This is a genomic window from Leucobacter chromiireducens (genome assembly GCF_003917135.1).
Lineage (GTDB): Bacteria > Actinomycetota > Actinomycetes > Actinomycetales > Microbacteriaceae > Leucobacter > Leucobacter chromiireducens_A.
The window spans coordinates 214,554-234,248 of the sequence record NZ_RPDI01000001.1; the positions used below are offsets into that span (position 1 = coordinate 214,554).

Consider the following 19,695-nt stretch of genomic DNA (forward strand, 5'->3'; position numbering starts at 1 on the left):
GCGAGTATGTGTGGTTGGCGGGCGGTGTGCCTGGATCAGGCGGCCGCGCGCTGGGCGGCGGGGTCCCCGGGCACCGCGACCGCGTGGTCGCGCGCGAAGCGCAGGCTCACGGCGTCGCCGCGGCTGATGCTCGGGTGCAGGTGCGGCGTGTGCGAGTTCTGTTTCTCTGCGATGAAGCGCACGCCGCCCTCGGTCTCGACGAGGTAGCGGGTGTGCGCGCCGGCGTATACGGCCTCGACGACGGTGCCGGACAGGGCGATCCTGCCGGGCTCGACCGGTGCGGTGGGATCGACGAGCTCCACGCGTTCCGGGCGCACGCTGTGCGCGCCGGCCTCGCCGAGGATGCGCTGCGCGCTGTCGCCGACGAGGAAGTTCGTGATCCCGAGGAAGCGAGCGACGAACTCGGTCTGCGGGAACTCGTAGACCTCGCGCGGGCTGCCGACCTGTTCGATCTTGCCGCCGTTGAACACCGCGACGCGGTCGGAGAGCGTGAGCGCCTCCTCCTGATCGTGGGTCACGAACACGAAAGTGATGCCCACCTCGCGCTGGATCTGCTTGAGCTCGAACTGCATCTGCTCGCGCAGCTGCTTGTCGAGTGCGCCGAGCGGCTCGTCGAGCAGGAGCACCTTCGGGCGGAGGATCAGGGCGCGCGCGAGCGCGATGCGCTGCCGCTGGCCGCCGGAGAGCTGCGAGGGTCGGCGCTCGGCGAGGTGGCTCAGCTGCACCTGCTCGAGGGCCTCGGAGACGCGCGCGGCGCGCTCGGCGCGGCCGACGCCGCGGACCTTCAGCCCGTACGCCACGTTCTCCGCGATGGTGAGGTGCGGGAAGAGTGCGTAGTCCTGGAACACGGTGTTGACCTCGCGGTCGAACGGGGCGGCCTTGGTGACGTCCGTGCCGTGCAGCAGGATCGTGCCAGCGCTCGGCTCCTCGAAGCCGGCGATCATGCGCAGCACGGTGGTCTTCCCCGAGCCGGAGGGGCCGAGCATCGAGAAGAACTCACCGGCGCGGATGTCGATGTCGAGCTCGTTGACGGCCACCAGGTCGCCGAACTGCTTGCGCACGCCCTGGACGGAAACCGCGATGTCCGCGCCGTCGGCGTGTGGGGTGGGGTGGGGCATGGTGCGCTGCTCCTCAACGTCGTTGTCGAACCAATGTCAAGAACCATAACATATGGGTTTATAGGTTAAATGCCGAGGGTGTGTCGGAAAGATCACGATTCGATGACGGAGCGGCACAGCCATTCCTCACGAACCGCGTGCCAGACTCGAGGCACGCACGCACTCGATCAGGAGGAGACACGTGAGCGCAACGCTGAGCCACTCGCCCCCGAGTCGCCTGCGCACCGCCGCCTTCGCCCCGATTGGCGAGGAGGGGCGAACCGAGCTCGTCGAATCGCGCATCGTGCAGGCCATCTCGGTCGGTGCGTTCATCGAGGGCGAGCGGCTGCCCAGCGAGACCGAGCTCTCCGCGCTCCTCGGCGTCGCCGTCGTGACCGTGCGTGAGGCGCTCGGCACCCTGCGGCACCGCGGCCTGATCGAGACGCGCCGCGGCCGCAACGGTGGCAGCTTTGTTCGCCCCAGCCACCGCGCCGTCGAGGAGGTGAACGCGCGAGCGCTCATGGCGCTCCCTCGCGTCGCACTCGCCGACCTCGGCGTGCACTACGAGGTCATCGCCGCGGCCTGCGCCGAGTACGCCTGCCAGCGTGCGACTCCCGAGGAGCTTGGCGTCGTCGCGCGCATCGTTGACGACGCTCGCGACCTCGACCGCGCGGCCTGGCGGCGCAGGATCACCGAGGCGCAGCTCGAACTCGCGGCGCTCAGCCAGTCCGTGCGGCTCACGAACGAGCACGTGCGCGTGCAGACGGAGTTCACGCCGCTGCTCGCGCTCCAGGATCTCGACTACGCCGCACGCATGGCAACGCACGAAGGGCTCGTCGCCCAGATCGCCGCGACCCGGGTGGGGGATGCCGCCGCCGCACGCTCGGCAGTGCGCGACACGGTGCGCACTTCCGTGCGCTGGCTCGTCTCATTCCGGGCCGAGCTCCTCGCGCGCCCCCGGAACGCTGAGGTTCATGACACACTAGAGTCTCGCAGCCGCGGACAGTGATCGTCGCGGAGGCCTCAATGCAGAGGGGGACTGACGTGCCGCAGCAGGTGGACCACGAGCTCGACCGTGCGCTCGCACGTGTCGAGGAGTTCTTCGACGGCGTCTTCGCCCCGCTCGAAGCGTGGCTCCCGCGCCTCCGCGAGCAGCTCGCAGCGCAGCTGCTCGACGGGCGCCTCACCGGCACGCAACTCGCGGCGCTCGTCGAGGCCGACGCGCACGCCGTGCTCGACACCGCCGACCGGCCCGTCTACGGCGCCGGCTACTGCGCGAGCGACGCCGTCGTCGCGGAGGGGAACCCGCTCGCCTGGTGGCAGGGCGCGGATCGCAGCCTGCTCGCCTCCTCCACCTTCGGCCCTGGCCAGGCGGCGATCGATCTCGTGCGCCTCGAGTGGTACCGAGTGCCGGAGGCCACGGGCACGCGGCACATCGCCGGCCCGTTCGTCGACTACCTGTGCTCCAACGAGATCACCATCACGTCAGCGATCCCGGTCGAGATCGACGCGCGATTTGTCGGCGTGATCTGCGCCGATGTGCTCGTCTCCGCGCTCGAGGACGCGCTGCACGCAGAGCTCAGCTGTGGGGTGACGCTCGTCAACGCGAGCGGCCGCGTGATCCTCTCGAGCGAGGCCGAGTGGCAGACGGGCGATCGCTTCCCCGGTGTGGATCCCGAGCAGGGGCTCGCGGGGCTCACGGGCGCCGTCAGTGTCGTCGGGTCGAGCCGTTACCCGTTCGCCCTCGTCGCCGCGCGGGAGCGCACGGGCGCGGCCTGAGTGTCACTGGCACTGGCGCCGGTACCGGCGCAGCCTGCCGCGCTCAGAGCAGGTGGCCGCCGCCCGACACCTTCATGCGGTTGACCAGGTTCTTCACGTCCTGCGCACGGTGCTTCGACGTGACCAGCAGCACGTCGGCGGTGTCGACCACCACGACGTCCTCAACGCCGACGAGGGCGACGAGCCGATCGCTCTCGGACACCACGATCCCGCTCGAGGCATCGGAGAGCACCTGCGCGCCGTCGCCGAGCACGGCGAGATCGCTGCCCCGCCCGCGAGTGAGCAGGTTCGCCACCGACGCGAAATCGCCAACGTCGTCCCAGTCGAAGTGCGCGGCGACGCACACCATCTTGCCCGCGGCGGCCGCCGGCTCCGCGACCGTGTAGTCGATCGCGATCTTCGGCAGCGTCGGCCAGAGCCGCTCGCGCGCCGCGGCGCCCTGCTCCGTGTCCCAGCTCGCGGCCATCTCGCGCAGCGCACGCACCAGCTCGGGCTCGGCGAGCGCCATCTGGTCGAGGAGCACTGAGGCGCGCGCGATGAACATGCCAGCGTTCCAGAGGTAGCCGCCGTGCGCGAGGTACTCCTCGGCCTTCGCGACGTCGGGTTTCTCGACGAACTCCGTCACCTCGTACACGTCGAACGGAGCGAGGTCGCCGCGGGCCTGACCGCAGGAGATGTAGCCGAACCCGGTCGCCGGGTGCGAGGGGTGGATCCCGATCGTCGCGATGTAGCCCTGATCCGCGGCCTGCACCGCCGTCGTGACGGCGCGCTGAAACAGCACATCGCCGCGAATCACGTGGTCGGCGGCGAACGAGCCGAGAATCGCGTCGGGATCGCGGAGCTCGAGGAGCGCGGCGGCGAGGCCGATCGCCGCCGAGGAGTCCTTCGGCTCGCTCTCGGTCACGAGGTTGTCGCTCAGCAGCTCGGGGAGCTGCTCCATCACCGACTCGCGGTGCGACACCCCAGTGACCACCATCACGCGCTCCGGCGGCGCGATCGGGGCGAGGCGATCCCACGTTGCCCGGAGCAGCGAGTCGCCGGAGCCCGTGAGGTCGAGCAAGAACTTCGGGGCGTTCGCGCGGGAGAGCGGCCACAGCCGCGATCCCACGCCGCCAGCGGGAATCACGCAGGTGAGCCGGTCGATAGCTGGGCTGGGCGCGGGAGCGTCGGTCATACGGCCAGACTACCCGGGGCTGCTGGGGAGTGTCCGGCGGGTGCGCCCATGAACGGCAAAACGAACCTCACGGCCCGGACACTCCCCAGCTCAGCGACTCGCCGGCGCGGCTGCGCTCCTGGCGCACTCCCAGGGGGTTCTCGTCAGTGAGCTCGGCTGGCAACAGTGCCGCCGGAGCATTCTGGAACGCGATGGGGCGCAGGAAACGGGAGATCGCGGCGGAGCCCACCGAGGTGCTCGTATCGTTCGTCGTCGCCGGCCACGGTCCGCCGTGCTGCTGCGCGGGGGAGACTGCAACGCCGGTGGGCCACTCGTCGAAGATGACGCGGCCAGCGCGCTGCGCGAGTACTTCGGTCAGGCGCACGAGCTCAGGTCCGGGAGCTGCGCGCTCGGCCGCCGAGAGGTGCACGGTTCCCGTGAGGCTGCCTTCGAAGAGCTCGTCAAGAACCTCCGCGGGGTCCGCCGTGGGTGGGAGGCCCGCGAGCACGGACAGCGGGCCAAAGGTCTCGTCGGCGAGCAGGTGGCGGTGTGCCAGGACGGTGTCGAGGCTCGCGTGCACGATCGTGGGCGTGACCCAACCGGTGCCGTCGTTCTCCGTGCGAATGCTGCCCTCCACGACCGGAGTGACCCCCGGCAGGGCAAGAATTGCCGCGCGACGTTCCCGGTACGACTCGGTGATCCGAGCCCCGAGCAGACGGTGCTCGGGCACACGGGACTGCTGCGGGAGCGCCGCCGCGATGGGGCCCGGTTCGGAGGTGAGGAGCACGCCGGGCTTGGTGCAGAGCTGCCCCGCCGATCCGGACACACTCGCCAGGTAGCCGCTCGCGAGCTCGGACGCCCGCTCCTCCACCGCGGCTGCCGTGATGAAGACCGGGTTGACGCTTCCGAGCTCACCGAAGAACGGGATCGGGGCTGGGCGCGCTGCCGCGAGATCGGCGAGCGCGCGACCTCCGGCGGTAGACCCGGTGAAGGATCCAGCCCGCACACGCGCGTCCGTGAGTGCGACGACTCCTGCATCGTGGCCGTGGATTACCTGGAGCGTGCCGGCTGGGAACCCTGCCTCCGCAATGACGCGTCGCGCCAATTCGCCCGTAGCGTCCGAGAGAAGTGGGTGTCCCGAGTGAGCCTTGACGATCACGGGACAGCCGGCAGCAAGGATGGAGGCCGTGTCACCGCCGAGCACCGAGAATGCAAACGGGAAGTTTGACGCGGCGAAGTTCAGGACCGGGCCAACCGGTCGGTGGGAGCGGCGCAGATCCGGTCGGTGGCCGAGTGCGAATGACGGGTCGGCCTCGTCGATTCGGGCGCCAAGGGCGCCCCCGGTGAGCACGGTGTCGGCGAAGAGACGGAGCTGCACCGCGGTGCGCGCAACTTCCCCGGTGAGACGCGCTTCGCTGAGCCCGGTCTCCTGGGCCGCGATCGCGCTGAGCTCGGCGCCCGCGTCACTCACGCCGTCGGCGAGCGCGGTGAGCAGCTGCGCGCGGGCCAGCGGTGTCTTCGCAGCCAACGTCGGGGCGGCGGCAGCGGCAGCGGCGAGCACCTTCTCGAGTGCGGCGGGAGATGTGGTGCTCATGCTGCGTCCTCCTCGGGAGTGAGTGCGACGACCAGGTCGAGCTCCACGGTCGCGTCTTTCGGGAGCTGGGGCAGCCCCAGCGCGGTTCGGGCGTGCTGCCCGGCCGTACCGAATACGTTCCTGAGGAGGCGCGAGGCACCCTCCGCCACCGCCGGGGGATCGCTGAACTCCGGCACGCTGGCGACGTAGACGCTGAGCTTCAATACTCGCGCGACGCGGTGGAGCCCGAACTCGTGGTCCAGCGCAGCGAGGGCTCCGAGCGTCGCGAGCTCGGCCGCCGCCACCCCGCGGTCGAGATCAGTCGCCGCGGTGATTGGGCCGGTAAACGCCACAGCGCCGTCCCGTTTGGGAATCTGCCCTGAGATGAACGCAATCTGTCCCCACGAGGCCACTGGGCTGTACGAGTACTGTGTGGGTGGCTGCTGGGGGAGGGTGAGCCCGAGCTGAGCGAGGCGCTCGTGCGCTGCGTGGTGTGGGCGGGGCGGTTGCGGTGGTGCGATCATCTCGGCAGGACCTTTCTGGGGCGGGAGCGTGCAACGCTCGTTCCTGCCCACAGTGAACGCCGACGTGGATCCGCTGTCCAGTATTGATTCGGTGTCGAATGATACTTCTGCGGCATCGTTGCCGCCGGAGTCCAAGCCCCACAAGGTCGATACCTTGAGGGTCTCAACAGATGCCTAAAGGGTGTTAGACAGGTATCTTTTTCGGCTCCAATACTGATGAACATGCTTCGCTACCTCACCGCCGAGGTCTGGCCGGTGCGGACTGCGTCGCCGTGAATGACACACCCGTAGAAGACACACGCGCCGCATACGTGCACGCTGGTGCATATTGAACTGGGGATTGAGATGAACACCGCACCTCCAACACCCGCCGCGGTCCCTGATGCGCAAAGCATCGCGGCCCCGACCAGTCTGACAGAGACCCTCACCGTGGTTTCGCCGCCCAGACGCGCGCTGCCAGAGGGCGTATCGAAAGCGGTGAAGGCCGTGCTGGGGATGCTCGGCATCTTCGCCATCTGGGAGCTGATCGTGCGCGCGTTCAGCATTCCGAGCTACCTGCTCGTCGGCCCGATCGCAGCGTTTCAGAAGCTCGGAGAGCAGCCGGGGTACTTCGCGCACCACGCCTGGGTTACCGTGCAGGAGGCCCTTGCCGGATTCGGCCTCGGCGTTGGTCTCGGAATTGTGTGTGGGGCCATGCTGTTCTACATTCCGCCGGTGCGGCACTTCCTGTATCCCGCACTGATCGCGGTGGACACGATCCCGAAGGTTGCCCTCGCACCCCTCTTCATCGTGTGGTTCGGCTTCGGCTTCGAGTCGAAGGTGTTTGTTGCCATGGCGATCGCCTTCTTCCCGCTCGTGATCAACACGTTCGACGGGCTCTCCGCTGTCCCGAATGAGCTCAAGGAACTGGCTCGAATCAACAACGCGAGTGCGTGGATGCGGATGCGGAAGATTGAGTTCTGGTACGCGCTGCCATCGATTTTCTCCGGCGCGAAGATCTCGATTTCGCTCGCTGTCGGCGGCGCTGTGGTTGGCGAGTTCATCGCCGGCACCGACGGACTCGGCCAGGTGATCCTCCGCGCAAACGCGCAGAGCGACCTCGCGACGATGTTCGCGGCGTTCATGGTGCTCGCGGCAATTTCACTCGCGCTCTTCTACCTCATCACCCTGCTCTCGCAGCGGCTCCTGCCGTGGCGCAACCACGTGAAGTGACGCCCTCGGGCATCGCAACAGACCACCGTGTTTAGAAAGGAAGGCTCGCAAATGCGTGCAAGGAAACTACTGGCGGCAGCCCTGGTCGTGGGAGCCGGGCTCCTCGCCACCGGCTGCGGCACCGATGCCGGCGCGTCCGGATCCGACCGGGTCAGCCTGATGCTCGACGTGGCGGTGCTCCCGAAGCACGCACCGTTCTACGCGGCCGCAGCGGCCGGTTTCTTCGAGGAAGAAGGAATCGATCTCGAGATCATGCCCGGCTCCGGCTCGGCCAACACCGTCGCGTCGGTCGACACCGGACGGGTCGACTTCGGCTGGGCCGACTTCAACGTGTCGATTCTCAACCGGGCCCAGGGGGCAAACATCCAGCAGATCAACCTCGTGCAGGGCAAGTCTGCGTACGCTGCACTCGCCCTGCCCGACTCCGGCATTGCCGACTGGGACGACCTCAAGGGGAAGACGGTCGCGACCGAGGGGAACGGAGCCATGGTGGCGATGTGGCCAGCCGTGCTCGACAAGCTCGGCTGGGACGAAGACGATGTCTCGGTCGTGTCCGCGGCAGGGGAGGCAAAGATCCCCGGTCTGATCGCCAAGCAGTGGGACGCCAATCTGGCGCTCTACGTCTCCGACGCTCCGATGCTCGTCGCCGAGGGCTACGATCCGGTCGTGTTGAAGTGGGCCGACCTTGGCCTGCTCTACTACGGCAACGGTGTCATCACCTCGGGCGAAACGATCGCCAACGATCCCGATCTCGTTGAGCGCTTCACGCGCGCCCTACAGCGCGGGTTCGTGTGGTCATGTCAAAACCAGGAGGACACCGCCGCCTCGTTCTCCGAAGCAGTCCCCGGTTTCGATGATGCCGCGCTCGCGGAAGCGATTGCCGGCCAGTGCGACCTGATGTGGAACGAGGAGAGCCTGGAGGCGGGCTTCGGCACCATGAGTGATGCCGGCGTGCAGAAACAGATCGATGTCGCAGCCGAGTACCTGGGGCTCGAGAACCCAAGTGAGCAGGATCCGTCAGATATGTACACCAACGAGTTCCTCGAACCGCTGGGGCCGGACGAGCAGATCCCCGCACCGAACAAGTGACCGCACCCAGCACCGCTACGAGCCGAAAACACAGGAGTCAAGATATGTCTGCAATTGAACCGGTGATTAGCGTTCGCGACGTCGGGATGACCTACTCCGCGCGCGACGGATCACGAAATACCGTGCTGCGCGGCTGCGATTTCGACATCGCACCGGGGGAGTTCGTGTCGATCGTTGGCCAGTCTGGCGGTGGCAAGACCACACTGCTCAAGATCATCTCTGGCCTTCTGCAGAACACCGAGGGGGAGGTGCTCGTGCGAGGCCGGGACGTGACGGAGGCGCTCCGCGACATCGCCATGGTGTTTCAGAGCCCCACGCTTCTGCCCTGGCGCAACAACCTCGCAAACGTGATGCTTCCCATGGAGTTCCGGAAGCGAGCCACTCCCGAGGCGCGTGCGTACGCTCGTGAGTTGCTCGACCTCGTCGGCCTCGGAGACAAGGCGAAGAACTACTCGTACGAGCTCTCGGGCGGGATGCAGCAACGGGTATCGATCTGCCGGGCCCTGGTCTCGCACCCGGAGATTCTGCTCATGGACGAACCGTTCGGTGCGCTCGACGCGATGACGCGCGACTCGATGAACTTCGAACTGCAGCGTATCTGGCAGGAGACGCGACGCAGCGTGCTGTTCGTCACCCACAGTATCCCGGAGGCGGTCTGGCTTGCCGACAGGGTCCTGGTTGTGGGAGACCGACCCGGCCGAATCATCGCCGATATCCGGGTCGATCTGCCCCGCCCGCGCGCGAAGGAGACGCGCTACCTCGACGAGTTCGCGGAACTCGTTGCGCAAGTCGAACGCCTGCTCGGTGTTGAAGCCGGGATTAGCTGACCGGCCACCGCGCCCCGAGAAGATGCGGGTCACGCGGCCCGCACCGACATACCGACACGAGAGAGGACCACACGCTATGGCACGCATCATCTGCAACGCAGAGGAGGTGGAGCGCCGATACGGCTTCACACCGAACGAGCGCCTGCTATTTTCCGCAATTCGACTCGATTCATTCCCGTTCGTCACGCCGCTCATCTTCGAGGATGGCGACACCGAACTGCTGCTCGCACGCCAGCAGGAGCAGGGCAACATCCTGTCGGCCGGAGTTGCCCCGGACCGAGTCCGCTTCTACGAGCCCTGGGTCACCATCGACCCGCGGCCGGTCGCTGACTTCCCAGCGGCCACCAACCTCTCAGCACTCGTGCGCGAGCTCGTGGGCGACCGGCCGGTGGAGCTCTCTCCGGACGCGCCGTACGCGCACTTCCTGAAGCTGAGCGGCGAGGTCGAGGTACGGGTGCCGCACGAGGAGCCCAAGCCGGTCAGCGTATACGAGGTTGATCAGGCGACGGTCACCGCCAGGTTTGCGGCTTGGCGTGCCGACGCGCTGCCGGTCGCCTCGCGAGTGATCGCAGGGGTGTCGCACCTCACCGGACTCGACACCCACTTCGACGCCGGCACCGACACCAGGTTCTCCGGTCTCGCGGCCGTCGCAGAGCGCCTCGGCGTCGACGCGATCCTGATTTCATCCGATCCGAACTACTCGGAAGCAACGGGTACCGCGCGCGAGGGGGGAACCCGTGCGCTGTGGTCGCAGGCAGACGGACGGCTCGTCGTCATCGCTGACCGCGAGCTGGACGATGCCCACGGTGCCCCGATCGCGAGCTATGACTCGGCCGCGCAGGCGATTCTCGCCCATGCCGGAGGGTCGCGCATCGCCCTCGAGGAGCAGTGGGAGACGAGCGCGCTCGGCATCGAGCTCTCGGGTGGCGGCGCGGTGCTGGTCGCTGCCTCACTCGCGCTCGGCTCCTGGCGCGACGAGCGGGACCATGAGGACCTCCCGTTCCAGGTGCTTGCGGCGCGAGCCTCAACGACAGCGATCGAAGCGGCAGTGGCCTGGGCACATGGGCGACTCGACGACGGTGAGAGCTTCACTGAGAACGACATGTATTCGGAGTACCTTGCGGCGCTTGAGCGCTTCAGCGGTGCGGCGGAGATCCCGTTTCGGATTGAACCCTACTTCACGAACCTGCACTCCTCACAGCGCATGCTGTTCCCAGGGCCCCCGACGGACTTCCCGATCAACGCCGAGACCACCTGCGTGCAGCTCGACGCAGGGGTGCGAGTGGTGATTGACGGGGTGACGGTCGCCACGTCCGACATGGCGCGCTCGCTGCTGCGCACGCCGGAGGGTCGGGAAGCCTACGAGATTCTGACGCGCGCCGTGCGGGAGGGAGTGATCTCGCAGTTGCGCCCAGGGGTGGTGTGCGAAGACGTTCACGCTGGCACGCTCGAGTATCTCGCGGAGGTGCGGCCGCGAATGATCGAGCTGGGCCTGCTGGGTGAGGAAACCGACTTCGACACGGAGTACCGCAAGCGCAACGTCGGCCACCTCATGGGCAAACAGGAATCGTTTGCAAACGAGCTGCGACCCGGGTACCGCTTCGTGCTTCGGGAAGGCTCTTACGGAGCTGCCGAGATCCCGTGGCGCTACGGCAACTACGCAATCGGAACCGAGGATCTCTGGTTCATTGGTGCCGACCGCACCTACAACCTCACGCTCACCGAGTAGCGGCTGGGTCTCCAAACCCTGAGCGGCGCGCTGACGGTGCCGCGTCCTGCAGCTCCCGCACCACGCGGTGGGTCAGCGGACGCGAATCGTCAGCGCGCCACACCGCGTGCAACTCGATGGGGCTCGGATCGCTCGTCATCAGCGGAGCGTAGACGACACCGGGGAGCCCAAACGCTGCGGCGGATTCCGGGACGAGGGCGACCCCGCAACGCGCCGCGACTAGCGCGACCATCGTGGAGACCTGACTCACGGTAAAGCGGTGCCGCCACCGGGAGATCGGCATGAGTCGCGTTGCGATGTCGTAGAAGTACTTCGCCTCAACCGGGGAGTGCATGATGATGTCTTCGTTGACCAGATCCTCCACGGTGATGGGACTGGTGCGTCGCGCGAGCAGGTGATCCGCAGGGAGAGCGATGAGCAGCCCTTCCCGGTGGACGCGCAGTGAGCTGAACTGGTCAGGGTCAAACGGTGGCCGGCCGATCGACACGTCGATGGTGTTCTTGGTCAGGGCATCGAGTTGTCGCTTGGTCACCATTTCTTGAAGTTCGATCGTCACATCGGGCAGCGCGGCCGAGAGTCTCGCCAGCGTGGGGCCCAGGAGCGTGAACGCGCTCGACGCGGTGAAGCCGATGCGCACGATTCCGGAGAGTCCTGCGGCGACCGTGCGGGCCACCTGAGGAGCGCTGTCGGCAATCGCGAGGATCCGACGCGCCTCATCGAGGAACGCCCTACCCGCATCCGTGAGTTCGACGCGACGGTTGCTGCGGGTGAGCAGTTGCACCCCGATTTGCGATTCGAGACGCTGAATCTGCCGGCTCAGCGGCGGCTGCGTCATCTGCAGACGCTCTGCGGCGCGACCGAAATGGAGTTCTTCAGCAACAGCGACAAGGGCACGGACCTGATCGAGGGTATAGGACATGCAACTCACGGTTTCTTTGGCGACGATGGGCTGTGACTCATGATACCCAAACTGCATACGATGATCTAGAACTGATGTTGGACAGGTATGCACTCTCCTCCTTAGCGTGAAGGTATCGGGTGAGTCGCCCGAGCTCCTCGTATCTGCGGGGTGAAACCACGACATAGCGGAGGTCGCACAACGTGCACACCATCGAACCCACGGAGCTTGCGCACCAGATCGGCTCTGGACTTCTCTCTTTCCCTGTCACCCACTTCGATGCACAACTGCAGTTCGATGAGAACGCCTACCGCGAGCACATCGATTGGCTCAGCGCCCACCCTGTGGCTGGTCTGTTCGCTGCAGGCGGCACCGGAGAGTACTTCTCACTCACCACTGAGGAGGTGGCGCGCGTGGTAGCCGCCGCGGTAGGCGAGGCGAACGGACGGGTCGCGGTGCTCGGGCCTGCAGGGGGGTCCGTGCAGCAAGCGGTCGCGCAGGCACGCGCTGTCGAAGCCGCCGGTGGTGCCGGGATCCTGCTCTTCCCGCCCTACCTCACAGAAGCGGGGCAGGAGGGGCTTGCGGCCTACGTCGAGGCGGTATGCCGTTCGACATCGCTCGGGGTGATTGTCTACCATCGCGCGAACGCGCAGTATGCGGCGGCGACCCTCGTCCGAATCGCCGAACGATGCCGGAACTTTATTGGGTTCAAAGATGGGGTCGGCTCGATCGAGCAGATGACGCAGATCTACTCGACGCTCGGCGACCGGCTGACCTACATCGGTGGCCTGCCCACAGCGGAGACGTTTGCGCTGCCGTACCTTGAGCTTGGCGTCACCACCTATTCGTCGGCGATGTTCAACTTTGTGCCCGAGTTCGCTACTCAGTTCTACGGCGCGGTTCGTCGGCGCGACCACGCTGCAGTGTTTGGTGCGTTGCGGGAGTTCGTGCAGCCCTACCTCGAGATTCGGAACAGAGTGCCCGGGTACGCGGTTTCGATCGTGAAAGCGGGGCTCGACGTGCGCGGTCGGACCGGCGGGCCTGTGCGCCCGCCGCTTCAGGAGCTGACTGCGGCGGATCGTGAAGACCTGCGCGCGATTCTCGAGCGCGCGGTCATGCCGGCTGCGGTCTAGGCCAGTTGAGGGGTCGGGGCGCGCGCCCCGACCCCTCTCGCCTGCCGCCCGCCCGACCTCCCTGCTCGCGATGCAGCGCAAACCACTTTTTCATCAGATGAATTCTCGGTAGTGCGCGCGAGAGTCCCGTGCGAGCCGGGTTCAGAAATGGTGTCATAATGGGGACGCAGTGGATTCTCAGCCGTGCGCGCTTTCGGGTCGGACCTGAATGCGATATCAGCGCCTGAGCCCACACCGTCAGCTGCCGGGGCACACCCGGCAACGCACGACCAAGGAGGAAGCCCGTGTCAGCCCAAACGGCAGAGGCCGCACCCGCGGTGAAGCAGAAGAGCCGCCCGGGTGGCACGCTCTACCGAGGCAACGAGGGAATGTGGTCGTGGGTGCTGCACCGCATCACCGGTGTCGCGATCTTCTTCTTCCTGCTCGTGCACGTGCTCGACACGGCGCTCATCCGCGTGAGCCCCGAGGCCTACAACGCCGTCATGAGCACCTACAAGACCCCCGTCATGGGCCTCGGCGAGGCGGCGCTCGTCGCAGCGATCGTCTTCCACGCCTACAACGGCATTCGCATCATCCTCGTCGACTACTGGCGCAAGGGCGCGCAGTACCAGCGCGTGATGTTCTGGATCGTCATCGGCCTCTGGGTCGTCACGATGGCCGGCTTCCTGCCCCGCCACCTGATGAACGTATTCGGCCACTAAGCGAGGAGTGAGAGACATGACGATGACGATTGATGCTCCGCGCTCACAGACCCCCGCGAAGAAGCGCACCAACTGGGAAAAGTGGGGCTGGATCTACATGCGCGTCTCCGGCGTGCTGCTCCTGGTGCTCGTGTTCGGCCACCTCGCCTCGAACCTCCTCCTCACCGAGGGTGGCGTGCACGCGATCAACTTCGGCTTCGTAGCCGGCAAGCTCGCGAGCCCGTTCTGGCAGATCTGGGACACGCTGCTCCTGTGGCTCGCGCTCATCCACGGCGCGAACGGCATGCGCACCATCGTGAACGACTACGTGGTCCGCCCCGGGCTCGCGAAGGCGTTCAAGGTGGCACTCTTCCTGTCGGCTGCGCTGCTCATCCTGCTCGGCACCTTCGTGATCTACACGCTCGACCCCTGCCCCGCGGGCGCGGATCCGGCGCTGGTCGCGTCCTTCTGCACGGCATAACCGGGTCTCCGGCACAGGTTTTCTGAAACGAGAATAGGACTCACGTGACTACAGATACCCACCAGGGCGAAGAAGTGACCGTCAAGGACGGCGTCACCTACCACCAGTTCGACGTGGTTATTGTTGGCGCCGGCGGCGCGGGCATGCGCGCCGCGATCGAGGCAGGCCCGAAGGCCAAGACCGCGGTCATCACGAAGCTGTACCCCACCCGCTCGCACACGGGCGCCGCGCAGGGCGGCATGGCCGCTGCGCTCGCGAACGTCGAGGACGATAACTGGGAGTGGCACACCTTCGACACCGTGAAGGGCGGCGACTACCTCGTCGACCAGGACGCGGCCGAGATCCTCGCCAAGGAGGCCATCGACGCGGTCATCGACCTCGAGAACATGGGCCTGCCCTTCAACCGCACGCCCGACGGGAAGATCGACCAGCGTCGCTTCGGCGGCCACACCCGCGATCACGGCAAGGCAGCGGTGCGCCGCGCCTGCTACGCAGCCGACCGCACGGGCCACATGATCCTGCAGACGCTGTTCCAGAACTGCGTCAAGCTGGGCGTCAACTTCTTCAACGAGTACTACGTGCTCGACCTCGTGATGACCGAGGTCGACGGGGTGCAGAAGCCCTCCGGCGTCGTCGCATACGAGCTCGCGACCGGCGCGCTGCACGTCTTCCAGGCCAAGTCGATCGTGTTCGCGACCGGCGGCTTCGGCAAGGTGTTCAAGACCACGTCGAACGCGCACACCCTCACGGGCGACGGCGTCGGCATCGTCTGGCGCAAGGGCCTGCCGCTCGAGGACATCGAGTTCTACCAGTTCCACCCGACCGGCCTCGCCGGCCTCGGCATCCTCCTCACCGAGGGTGCGCGCGGTGAGGGCGCGATCCTCCGCAACGCCTCGGGCGAGCGCTTCATGGAGCGCTACGCGCCCACCATCAAGGACCTCGCGCCCCGCGACATCGTCGCACGCTCGATGGTGCAGGAAGTGCTCGACGGCCGCGGCGCCGGCCCGCACAAGGACTACGTCTACCTCGACTGCACCCACCTCGGTGCCGAGGTGCTCGAGACGAAGCTCCCCGACATCACCGAGTTCGCGCGCACGTACCTCGGCGTCGACCCGGTGACCGAGCCCGTTCCCGTGTTCCCCACCGCGCACTACGCGATGGGCGGCATCCCGACGAACAACGACGCGCAGGTGCTCTCGGACAACACGACCGTGGTGCCCGGCCTCTACGCCGCAGGCGAGTGCGCGTGCGTCTCGGTGCACGGCTCGAACCGCCTCGGTACGAACTCGCTGCTCGACATCAACGTCTTCGGCAAGCGCTCAGGCAACCACGCAGCCGACTACGCGCAGACGGTCGACTTCACGCCGCTGCCCGAGGATCCCGCAGCGTTTGTTCGCGACATGGTCGAGGGCTTCCGCACCGGCACCGGCACCGAGCGCGTCGCAGACATCCGCAAGGAGCTGCAGGAGGCCATGGACCGCGGCGCCCAGGTGTTCCGCACCGAGGAGTCGCTCACCGAGGTGCTCGGTGTGATCCACAGTCTCCGCGAACGCTACAAGAACGTCGGCGTGCAGGATCGCGGCATGCGCTACAACACCGACCTCCTCGAAGCGATCGAGCTGGGCTTCCTGCTCGACCTCGCCGAGGTGCTCGTGTTCGCCGCGCGCAACCGCAAGGAAAGCCGTGGCGGCCACATGCGCGACGACTACCCGAAGCGCGACGACGAGAACTACATGCAGCACACGATGGCGTACCTCACGGGCGACCCGCACTCGGCCAACCCCGAGGACCACATCCGCCTGGATTGGAAGCCCGTCGTGATGACGAAGAACGAGCAGGGCGAACTGCGGTACCCGCCGCTGGAGAGGAAGTACTAGGCCATGAGCACCGTCACCACCGAGGCTCCCGCACAGGTCGAGGAAGCCCCCAAGCCGTTTACTGTCACCCTGCTGGTGCGCCGCTACCTGCCCGAGTCCGGGCGTGAGGCGTACTGGGAGGACTTCGACGTCGAGATGTACCCGACGGATCGTATCCTCGACGCCCTGCACCGCATCAAGTGGGATCAGGACGGCTCGCTGTCCTTCCGCCGCTCCTGCGCGCACGGCATCTGCGGCTCCGACGCCATGCGCATCAACGGCCGCAACCGTCTCGCCTGCAAGACGCTGATCAAGGACCTCGACATCTCGAAGCCGATCTACGTCGAGGCGATCAAGGGCCTGCCGCTCGAGAAGGACCTCATCGTCGACATGGAGCCGTTCTTCGCGGCCTACCGTGAGGTGCAGCCCTTCCTCGTGTCGAGCTCGGCACCCGAGGGTGGCAAGGAGCGCATCCAGACGATCGAGGATCGCGAGCGCTTCGACGACACGACCAAGTGCATCCTCTGCGCGGCGTGCACCACCTCGTGCCCCGTGTTCTGGACCGACGGCCAGTACTTCGGCCCCGCCGCGATCGTCAACGCGCACCGCTTCATCTTTGATTCGCGTGACGACAACGCGCAGGTGCGCCTCGACGTGCTGAACGACACCGAGGGCGTGTGGCGCTGCCGCACCACCTTCAACTGCACCGACGCGTGCCCGCGCGGCATCCAGGTGACCAAGGCGATCGCCGAGGTCAAGGCTGCGATCCGCACCGGCAAGACCTCCTAAGGTCCACGCTTCGGGCCGCCCGCCCGCTAGCATGGCGACTATGACGACACCCCGCGACATTTCTCCGGCCCCGGCCGAGGAAACGAGCGGGGTGTCTCGCGTTTCGGCCGCGGTGCGGCAGGGCATGACGCTCTGGCAGCGCGCGCAGCGCACCCGCCCGGTGCGCGCCTTCTCACACTTCACCAATGTGGGCGGCAGCGTGCTCTCCGGGGGCATGAGCTACCAGGCGCTCTTCGCCGTGTTCGCGGGCCTCTGGCTCGGCTTCGGGATCTTCGGGATCGTGCTGAGCGGCCGCCCCGAGCTCGTCGACACGCTCGTTGAGAACCTCAACACCTTCGTGCCCGGGCTCGTCGGCCCGGGCCAGGGGTACGCGGTGGACATCAGCATGCTGCTCCAGGGGCGCACCTTCAACTGGGGCAGCATCGTGGCCGGTGCCGCGCTCGTGTGGGTCGCGCTGAACTGGTTCACGGGGACGAGGCGGTCGATCCGGATCATCTTCGGCCTCGAGGTGAAGGAGTACCGCAACGCGCTGCTCCTGAAGCTGCGCGACCTCGCCCTCGCGGTCGGGTTCTTCGCCGCGATCCTCGTGTCGGCGGTGCTGACGGTGCTGAGCTCCGGCATTGCCGACTGGTTGCTCAGCGTCATCGGCGCGAACGGGGATGGCTGGTTCTTCGGCTGGCTGGGTACCGTGGTGCGCTACGGCGCCATGTTCGTGTTCGACGTGCTCGTGCTCGTGGCGATGCACCGGCTGCTCGCCGAGGTGCGCGTGCCGCGGTGGTCGCTGCTCGCGGGGTGCGCGCTCGGCGGAGTGGCGCTGCTCGGGTTGAAGATTCTCGGCTCGGCGGCCCTGGGCGGGGCGACGAGCAATCCCCTCCTCGCCACCTTCGCGGTGTTCGTCGGTCTCCTGCTGTGGTTCAACTTCATCTGCCGGGCGCTGCTGCTCACCTCGTGCTGGATCGCGACCGGGCAGGATCGCGCGCTCGGCCTGCCGGAGACGCCGGCCCCGCACGCGGCCTGAGTTCCCCGCCCCGCCCCGCCCCGGTTCCCACCCCTGGCCCGCCCCTACCTTCTGGCGCCTTCGGAATCGGGGTCACTTCGGCAGGGTGTCGCGCCCGTCTGCCGCGCGACACCCTGCCCAAATGACCCCGATCCAGGGGTGGGGTGGGGAGCGGTGGGAGCTAGGCTGGCGGCATGGTGAACGCGCACGTGACCGAGCCCTACGACGTCGTCGACCTGATCGGCGCCAAGCGGCACGCCGGCGCGCTGAGCTCCGGCGAGATCGCCTGGGTGGTCGACGCGTTCACGCGCGGCGTCGTCGCCCCCGAGCAGATGAGCGCCCTGCTCATGGCGATCGTGATCCAGGGCATGGGGCGGCAGGAGATCCGGGATCTCACCGCGGCGATGATCGCGAGCGGGGAACGCCTGTCCTTCACCGGCCTCGGCCGGCCGGCCATCGACAAGCACTCGACGGGCGGCGTTGGCGACAAGATCACGCTCCCGCTCGTGCCGCTGCTCGCAGCCCTCGGCGTCGCCGTGCCGCAGCTCTCCGGGCGCGGGCTCGGCCACACGGGCGGCACGCTCGACAAGCTCGAGTCGATCCCGGGCTGGCGCGCCGCGCTGTCGAACGAGGAGATGTACGCGGTGCTGCAGGAAACCGGCGGGGTGATCTGCGCCGCGGGATCCGGGCTCGCGCCGGCGGACCGCGCCATGTACGCGCTGCGCGACGTCACCGGTACGGTCGCCGCGGTGCCGCTCATCGTCTCGTCGATCATGAGCAAGAAGATCGCGGAGGGTGCGGACGGCCTCGTACTCGACGTGAAGTTCGGTTCCGGCGCGTTCCTGCCCGACGTCGCCGACGCGCGGGAGCTCGCGCAGACGATGGTGCAGCTCGGCGCCGATTCCGGGCTCCGCACTGTCGCGCTCCTCACCGACATGGACGCGCCGCTCGGCCGCGCGGTCGGCAACGCGAACGAGGTTCGCGAGGCGGTCGAGGTGCTCGCGGGCGGCGGGCCGGCCGACGTCGTTGAGCTGACGCTGGCGCTCGCGCGCGAGATGCTGGATCTCGCCGGACTCACCGACGTTGACCCTGCGCCCGCGCTCGCGGACGGCCGGGCGATGGACGCCTGGCGACGCCTGATCCGCGCGCAGGGCGGCGACCCCGACGCTGCGCTGCCCGTTGCACGTGAAACCGAGATCGTGCGCGCCGGGGCCGACGGCGTGGTGCAGCGCGTGGACGCGCGCGCCGTCGGCGTCGGCGCGTGGCGTCTCGGCGCCGGCCGTGCGCGCCCGGGCGATCCGGTGGATCACGCCGCTGGCGTCGAGGTGCTCGTGCGCCCGGGGGATACGGTGCGCGCGGGAGACCCGCTCTTCGAGGTGCGCTGCGATACGCCGGGCCGCCTCGCCCGCGGGCTCGAGTCGCTCGCCGGCGCCGTCGAGCTGGGCACGGAGCAGCCGCCCGCACGCCGGCTCATCGCGGGCCGCCTCTCGGTGTGAGATTGACCCGCCCTGCGCTGATTGCCGCGGAACTCAGGGGCGCCGGGCGAGCGACGTCCACGCGGCAGGGAGCGCGTGAACGACGTCACCTGCGGTGATCGGCTGCCCGGCGGTGCCTGCGGCGATGCGTGCCGCGCGATCGTGGAGCTGCGCGGCAGCGATCCCGAGCTCAGCAAGCAGATCGGGATCCTGGCGCACCGCTGCGGCGTGCCCCGCGAGGAGCGCGCCGAGCACGCCGCCGAGCACGTCGCCGGTGCCAGCGGTCGCGAGCCAGGGGGTCGCGGCCGGCGCAACGAGCAGGCCGCCGCGCGGGGCAGCGGCGATCGTGCGCGCACCCTTGAGGAGCACCGTGACGCCGAGCGTGCGCGCGAGCGCCGCTGCG

Annotated in this window: 19 protein-coding genes; 13 read left to right on the forward strand and 6 right to left on the reverse strand. The window is 67.8% G+C overall.

What is annotated here, in order from left to right; translation table 11 throughout:
• Positions 1 to 35: 35 nt before the first annotated feature.
• Complete coding sequence (locus EGM46_RS00925) at positions 36 to 1,118, reverse strand: ABC transporter ATP-binding protein (protein WP_125098285.1); 1,083 nt, start codon at positions 1,116 to 1,118, stop codon at positions 36 to 38.
• 181 nt (positions 1,119 to 1,299) lie between these two features.
• Here EGM46_RS00925 and EGM46_RS00930 point away from each other — a divergent pair, with 181 nt between their 5' ends.
• Together EGM46_RS00930 and EGM46_RS00935 are read left to right on the forward strand one after the other, a co-directional pair.
• Entirely contained in the window at positions 1,300 to 2,106 is an 807-nt protein-coding gene (locus EGM46_RS00930; RefSeq protein ID WP_125098286.1) for a FadR/GntR family transcriptional regulator, read from the forward strand.
• A 17-nt stretch (positions 2,107 to 2,123) separates the two neighbouring features.
• Entirely contained in the window at positions 2,124 to 2,876 is a 753-nt protein-coding gene (locus tag EGM46_RS00935; protein WP_164512769.1) for a cache domain-containing protein, read from the forward strand.
• Between the two features lie 43 nt (positions 2,877 to 2,919).
• On the opposite strand, the gene EGM46_RS00940 is transcribed toward EGM46_RS00935, so the two are convergent.
• The 3 genes from EGM46_RS00940 to EGM46_RS00950 all read right to left on the reverse strand — a co-directional run bounded on the left by EGM46_RS00940 (position 2,920) and on the right by EGM46_RS00950 (position 6,126).
• Positions 2,920 to 4,050: a mannose-1-phosphate guanylyltransferase gene (locus EGM46_RS00940; protein WP_125098287.1), complete on the reverse strand. Its 1,131-nt coding sequence runs from the start codon at positions 4,048 to 4,050 to the stop codon at positions 2,920 to 2,922.
• A 67-nt stretch (positions 4,051 to 4,117) separates the two neighbouring features.
• The gene (locus EGM46_RS00945; RefSeq protein ID WP_125098288.1) at positions 4,118 to 5,623 is read right to left on the reverse strand and encodes an aldehyde dehydrogenase family protein; all 1,506 of its coding nucleotides are present in this window, start codon (positions 5,621 to 5,623) and stop codon (positions 4,118 to 4,120) included.
• The gene (locus tag EGM46_RS00950; protein ID WP_125098289.1) at positions 5,620 to 6,126 is read right to left on the reverse strand and encodes a RidA family protein; all 507 of its coding nucleotides are present in this window, start codon (positions 6,124 to 6,126) and stop codon (positions 5,620 to 5,622) included. Before EGM46_RS00950 ends, EGM46_RS00945 begins: the two co-directional genes overlap by 4 nt.
• A 477-nt stretch (positions 6,127 to 6,603) precedes the next feature.
• On the opposite strand from EGM46_RS00950, the gene EGM46_RS00955 reads away from it, so the two are divergent.
• The 4 genes from EGM46_RS00955 to EGM46_RS00970 all read left to right on the forward strand — a co-directional run bounded on the left by EGM46_RS00955 (position 6,604) and on the right by EGM46_RS00970 (position 10,983).
• A complete protein-coding gene (locus EGM46_RS00955; protein WP_241156104.1) occupies positions 6,604 to 7,338 on the forward strand; it encodes an ABC transporter permease in 735 nt (244 codons plus the stop codon).
• A 51-nt stretch (positions 7,339 to 7,389) separates the two neighbouring features.
• On the forward strand, positions 7,390 to 8,427 hold the full coding sequence (locus tag EGM46_RS00960) for an ABC transporter substrate-binding protein (RefSeq protein ID WP_125098291.1): 1,038 nt from the start codon (positions 7,390 to 7,392) through the stop codon (positions 8,425 to 8,427).
• Between the two features lie 44 nt (positions 8,428 to 8,471).
• A complete protein-coding gene (locus EGM46_RS00965) occupies positions 8,472 to 9,254 on the forward strand; it encodes an ABC transporter ATP-binding protein (protein ID WP_125098292.1) in 783 nt (260 codons plus the stop codon).
• A 76-nt stretch (positions 9,255 to 9,330) separates the two neighbouring features.
• Entirely contained in the window at positions 9,331 to 10,983 is a 1,653-nt protein-coding gene (locus EGM46_RS00970) for a M24 family metallopeptidase (RefSeq protein WP_125098293.1), read from the forward strand.
• On the opposite strand, the gene EGM46_RS00975 is transcribed toward EGM46_RS00970, so the two are convergent.
• Positions 10,973 to 11,902, reverse strand: coding sequence for a LysR family transcriptional regulator (locus EGM46_RS00975; protein ID WP_125098294.1), 930 nt, complete (start codon positions 11,900 to 11,902; stop codon positions 10,973 to 10,975). The genes EGM46_RS00970 and EGM46_RS00975 overlap by 11 nt on opposite strands.
• 182 nt (positions 11,903 to 12,084) lie before the next feature.
• Here EGM46_RS00975 and kdgD point away from each other — a divergent pair, with 182 nt between their 5' ends.
• The 7 genes from kdgD (at position 12,085) to EGM46_RS01010 (ending at position 19,313) form a co-directional block, all read left to right on the forward strand.
• Positions 12,085 to 13,014 carry a 5-dehydro-4-deoxyglucarate dehydratase gene (kdgD, locus tag EGM46_RS00980; protein WP_125098295.1) on the forward strand — a complete coding sequence of 310 codons (930 nt, stop codon included), beginning with the start codon at positions 12,085 to 12,087 and terminating at the stop codon, positions 13,012 to 13,014.
• A 284-nt stretch (positions 13,015 to 13,298) separates the two neighbouring features.
• Complete coding sequence (gene sdhC, locus EGM46_RS00985) at positions 13,299 to 13,715, forward strand: succinate dehydrogenase, cytochrome b556 subunit (RefSeq protein ID WP_125098296.1); 417 nt, start codon at positions 13,299 to 13,301, stop codon at positions 13,713 to 13,715.
• A 16-nt stretch (positions 13,716 to 13,731) separates the two neighbouring features.
• Positions 13,732 to 14,175: a succinate dehydrogenase hydrophobic membrane anchor subunit gene (locus EGM46_RS00990; protein ID WP_125098297.1), complete on the forward strand. Its 444-nt coding sequence runs from the start codon at positions 13,732 to 13,734 to the stop codon at positions 14,173 to 14,175.
• Between the two features lie 44 nt (positions 14,176 to 14,219).
• The gene (gene sdhA / locus EGM46_RS00995) at positions 14,220 to 16,052 is read left to right on the forward strand and encodes a succinate dehydrogenase flavoprotein subunit (RefSeq protein WP_125098298.1); all 1,833 of its coding nucleotides are present in this window, start codon (positions 14,220 to 14,222) and stop codon (positions 16,050 to 16,052) included.
• 3 nt (positions 16,053 to 16,055) lie between these two features.
• Positions 16,056 to 16,820, forward strand: coding sequence for a succinate dehydrogenase iron-sulfur subunit (locus EGM46_RS01000; RefSeq protein ID WP_125098299.1), 765 nt, complete (start codon positions 16,056 to 16,058; stop codon positions 16,818 to 16,820).
• 40 nt (positions 16,821 to 16,860) lie between these two features.
• The gene (locus tag EGM46_RS01005) at positions 16,861 to 17,838 is read left to right on the forward strand and encodes a YihY/virulence factor BrkB family protein (protein WP_125098300.1); all 978 of its coding nucleotides are present in this window, start codon (positions 16,861 to 16,863) and stop codon (positions 17,836 to 17,838) included.
• Between the two features lie 173 nt (positions 17,839 to 18,011).
• Positions 18,012 to 19,313 carry a thymidine phosphorylase gene (locus tag EGM46_RS01010; protein ID WP_125098301.1) on the forward strand — a complete coding sequence of 434 codons (1,302 nt, stop codon included), beginning with the start codon at positions 18,012 to 18,014 and terminating at the stop codon, positions 19,311 to 19,313.
• A gap of 33 nt (positions 19,314 to 19,346) precedes the next feature.
• Here the strand turns inward: EGM46_RS01010 and EGM46_RS01015 are convergent.
• A partial coding sequence (locus EGM46_RS01015) for an NAD(P)H-hydrate dehydratase (protein WP_277425199.1) occupies positions 19,347 to 19,695 on the reverse strand: 349 nt, incomplete at its 5' end.

What these genes read in the sequence shown, in the direction of transcription:
- EGM46_RS00990 (WP_125098297.1), top strand. Translation starts at nt 13,732, where the DNA reads ATGACGATGACGATTGATGCTCCGCGCTCACAGACCCCCGCGAAGAAG.
- EGM46_RS00945 (WP_125098288.1), bottom strand. Translation starts at nt 5,623, where the DNA reads ATGAGCACCACATCTCCCGCCGCACTCGAGAAGGTGCTCGCCGCTGCC.
- EGM46_RS00925 (WP_125098285.1), bottom strand. Translation starts at nt 1,118, where the DNA reads ATGCCCCACCCCACCCCACACGCCGACGGCGCGGACATCGCGGTTTCC.
- EGM46_RS00940 (WP_125098287.1), bottom strand. Translation starts at nt 4,050, where the DNA reads ATGACCGACGCTCCCGCGCCCAGCCCAGCTATCGACCGGCTCACCTGC.
- EGM46_RS00960 (WP_125098291.1), top strand. Translation starts at nt 7,390, where the DNA reads ATGCGTGCAAGGAAACTACTGGCGGCAGCCCTGGTCGTGGGAGCCGGG.
- EGM46_RS01000 (WP_125098299.1), top strand. Translation starts at nt 16,056, where the DNA reads ATGAGCACCGTCACCACCGAGGCTCCCGCACAGGTCGAGGAAGCCCCC.
- EGM46_RS00965 (WP_125098292.1), top strand. Translation starts at nt 8,472, where the DNA reads ATGTCTGCAATTGAACCGGTGATTAGCGTTCGCGACGTCGGGATGACC.
- EGM46_RS00975 (WP_125098294.1), bottom strand. Translation starts at nt 11,902, where the DNA reads ATGTCCTATACCCTCGATCAGGTCCGTGCCCTTGTCGCTGTTGCTGAA.
- EGM46_RS01010 (WP_125098301.1), top strand. Translation starts at nt 18,012, where the DNA reads ATGGTGAACGCGCACGTGACCGAGCCCTACGACGTCGTCGACCTGATC.
- EGM46_RS00970 (WP_125098293.1), top strand. Translation starts at nt 9,331, where the DNA reads ATGGCACGCATCATCTGCAACGCAGAGGAGGTGGAGCGCCGATACGGC.
- EGM46_RS00935 (WP_164512769.1), top strand. Translation starts at nt 2,124, where the DNA reads ATGCAGAGGGGGACTGACGTGCCGCAGCAGGTGGACCACGAGCTCGAC.
- EGM46_RS01005 (WP_125098300.1), top strand. Translation starts at nt 16,861, where the DNA reads ATGACGACACCCCGCGACATTTCTCCGGCCCCGGCCGAGGAAACGAGC.
- EGM46_RS00950 (WP_125098289.1), bottom strand. Translation starts at nt 6,126, where the DNA reads ATGATCGCACCACCGCAACCGCCCCGCCCACACCACGCAGCGCACGAG.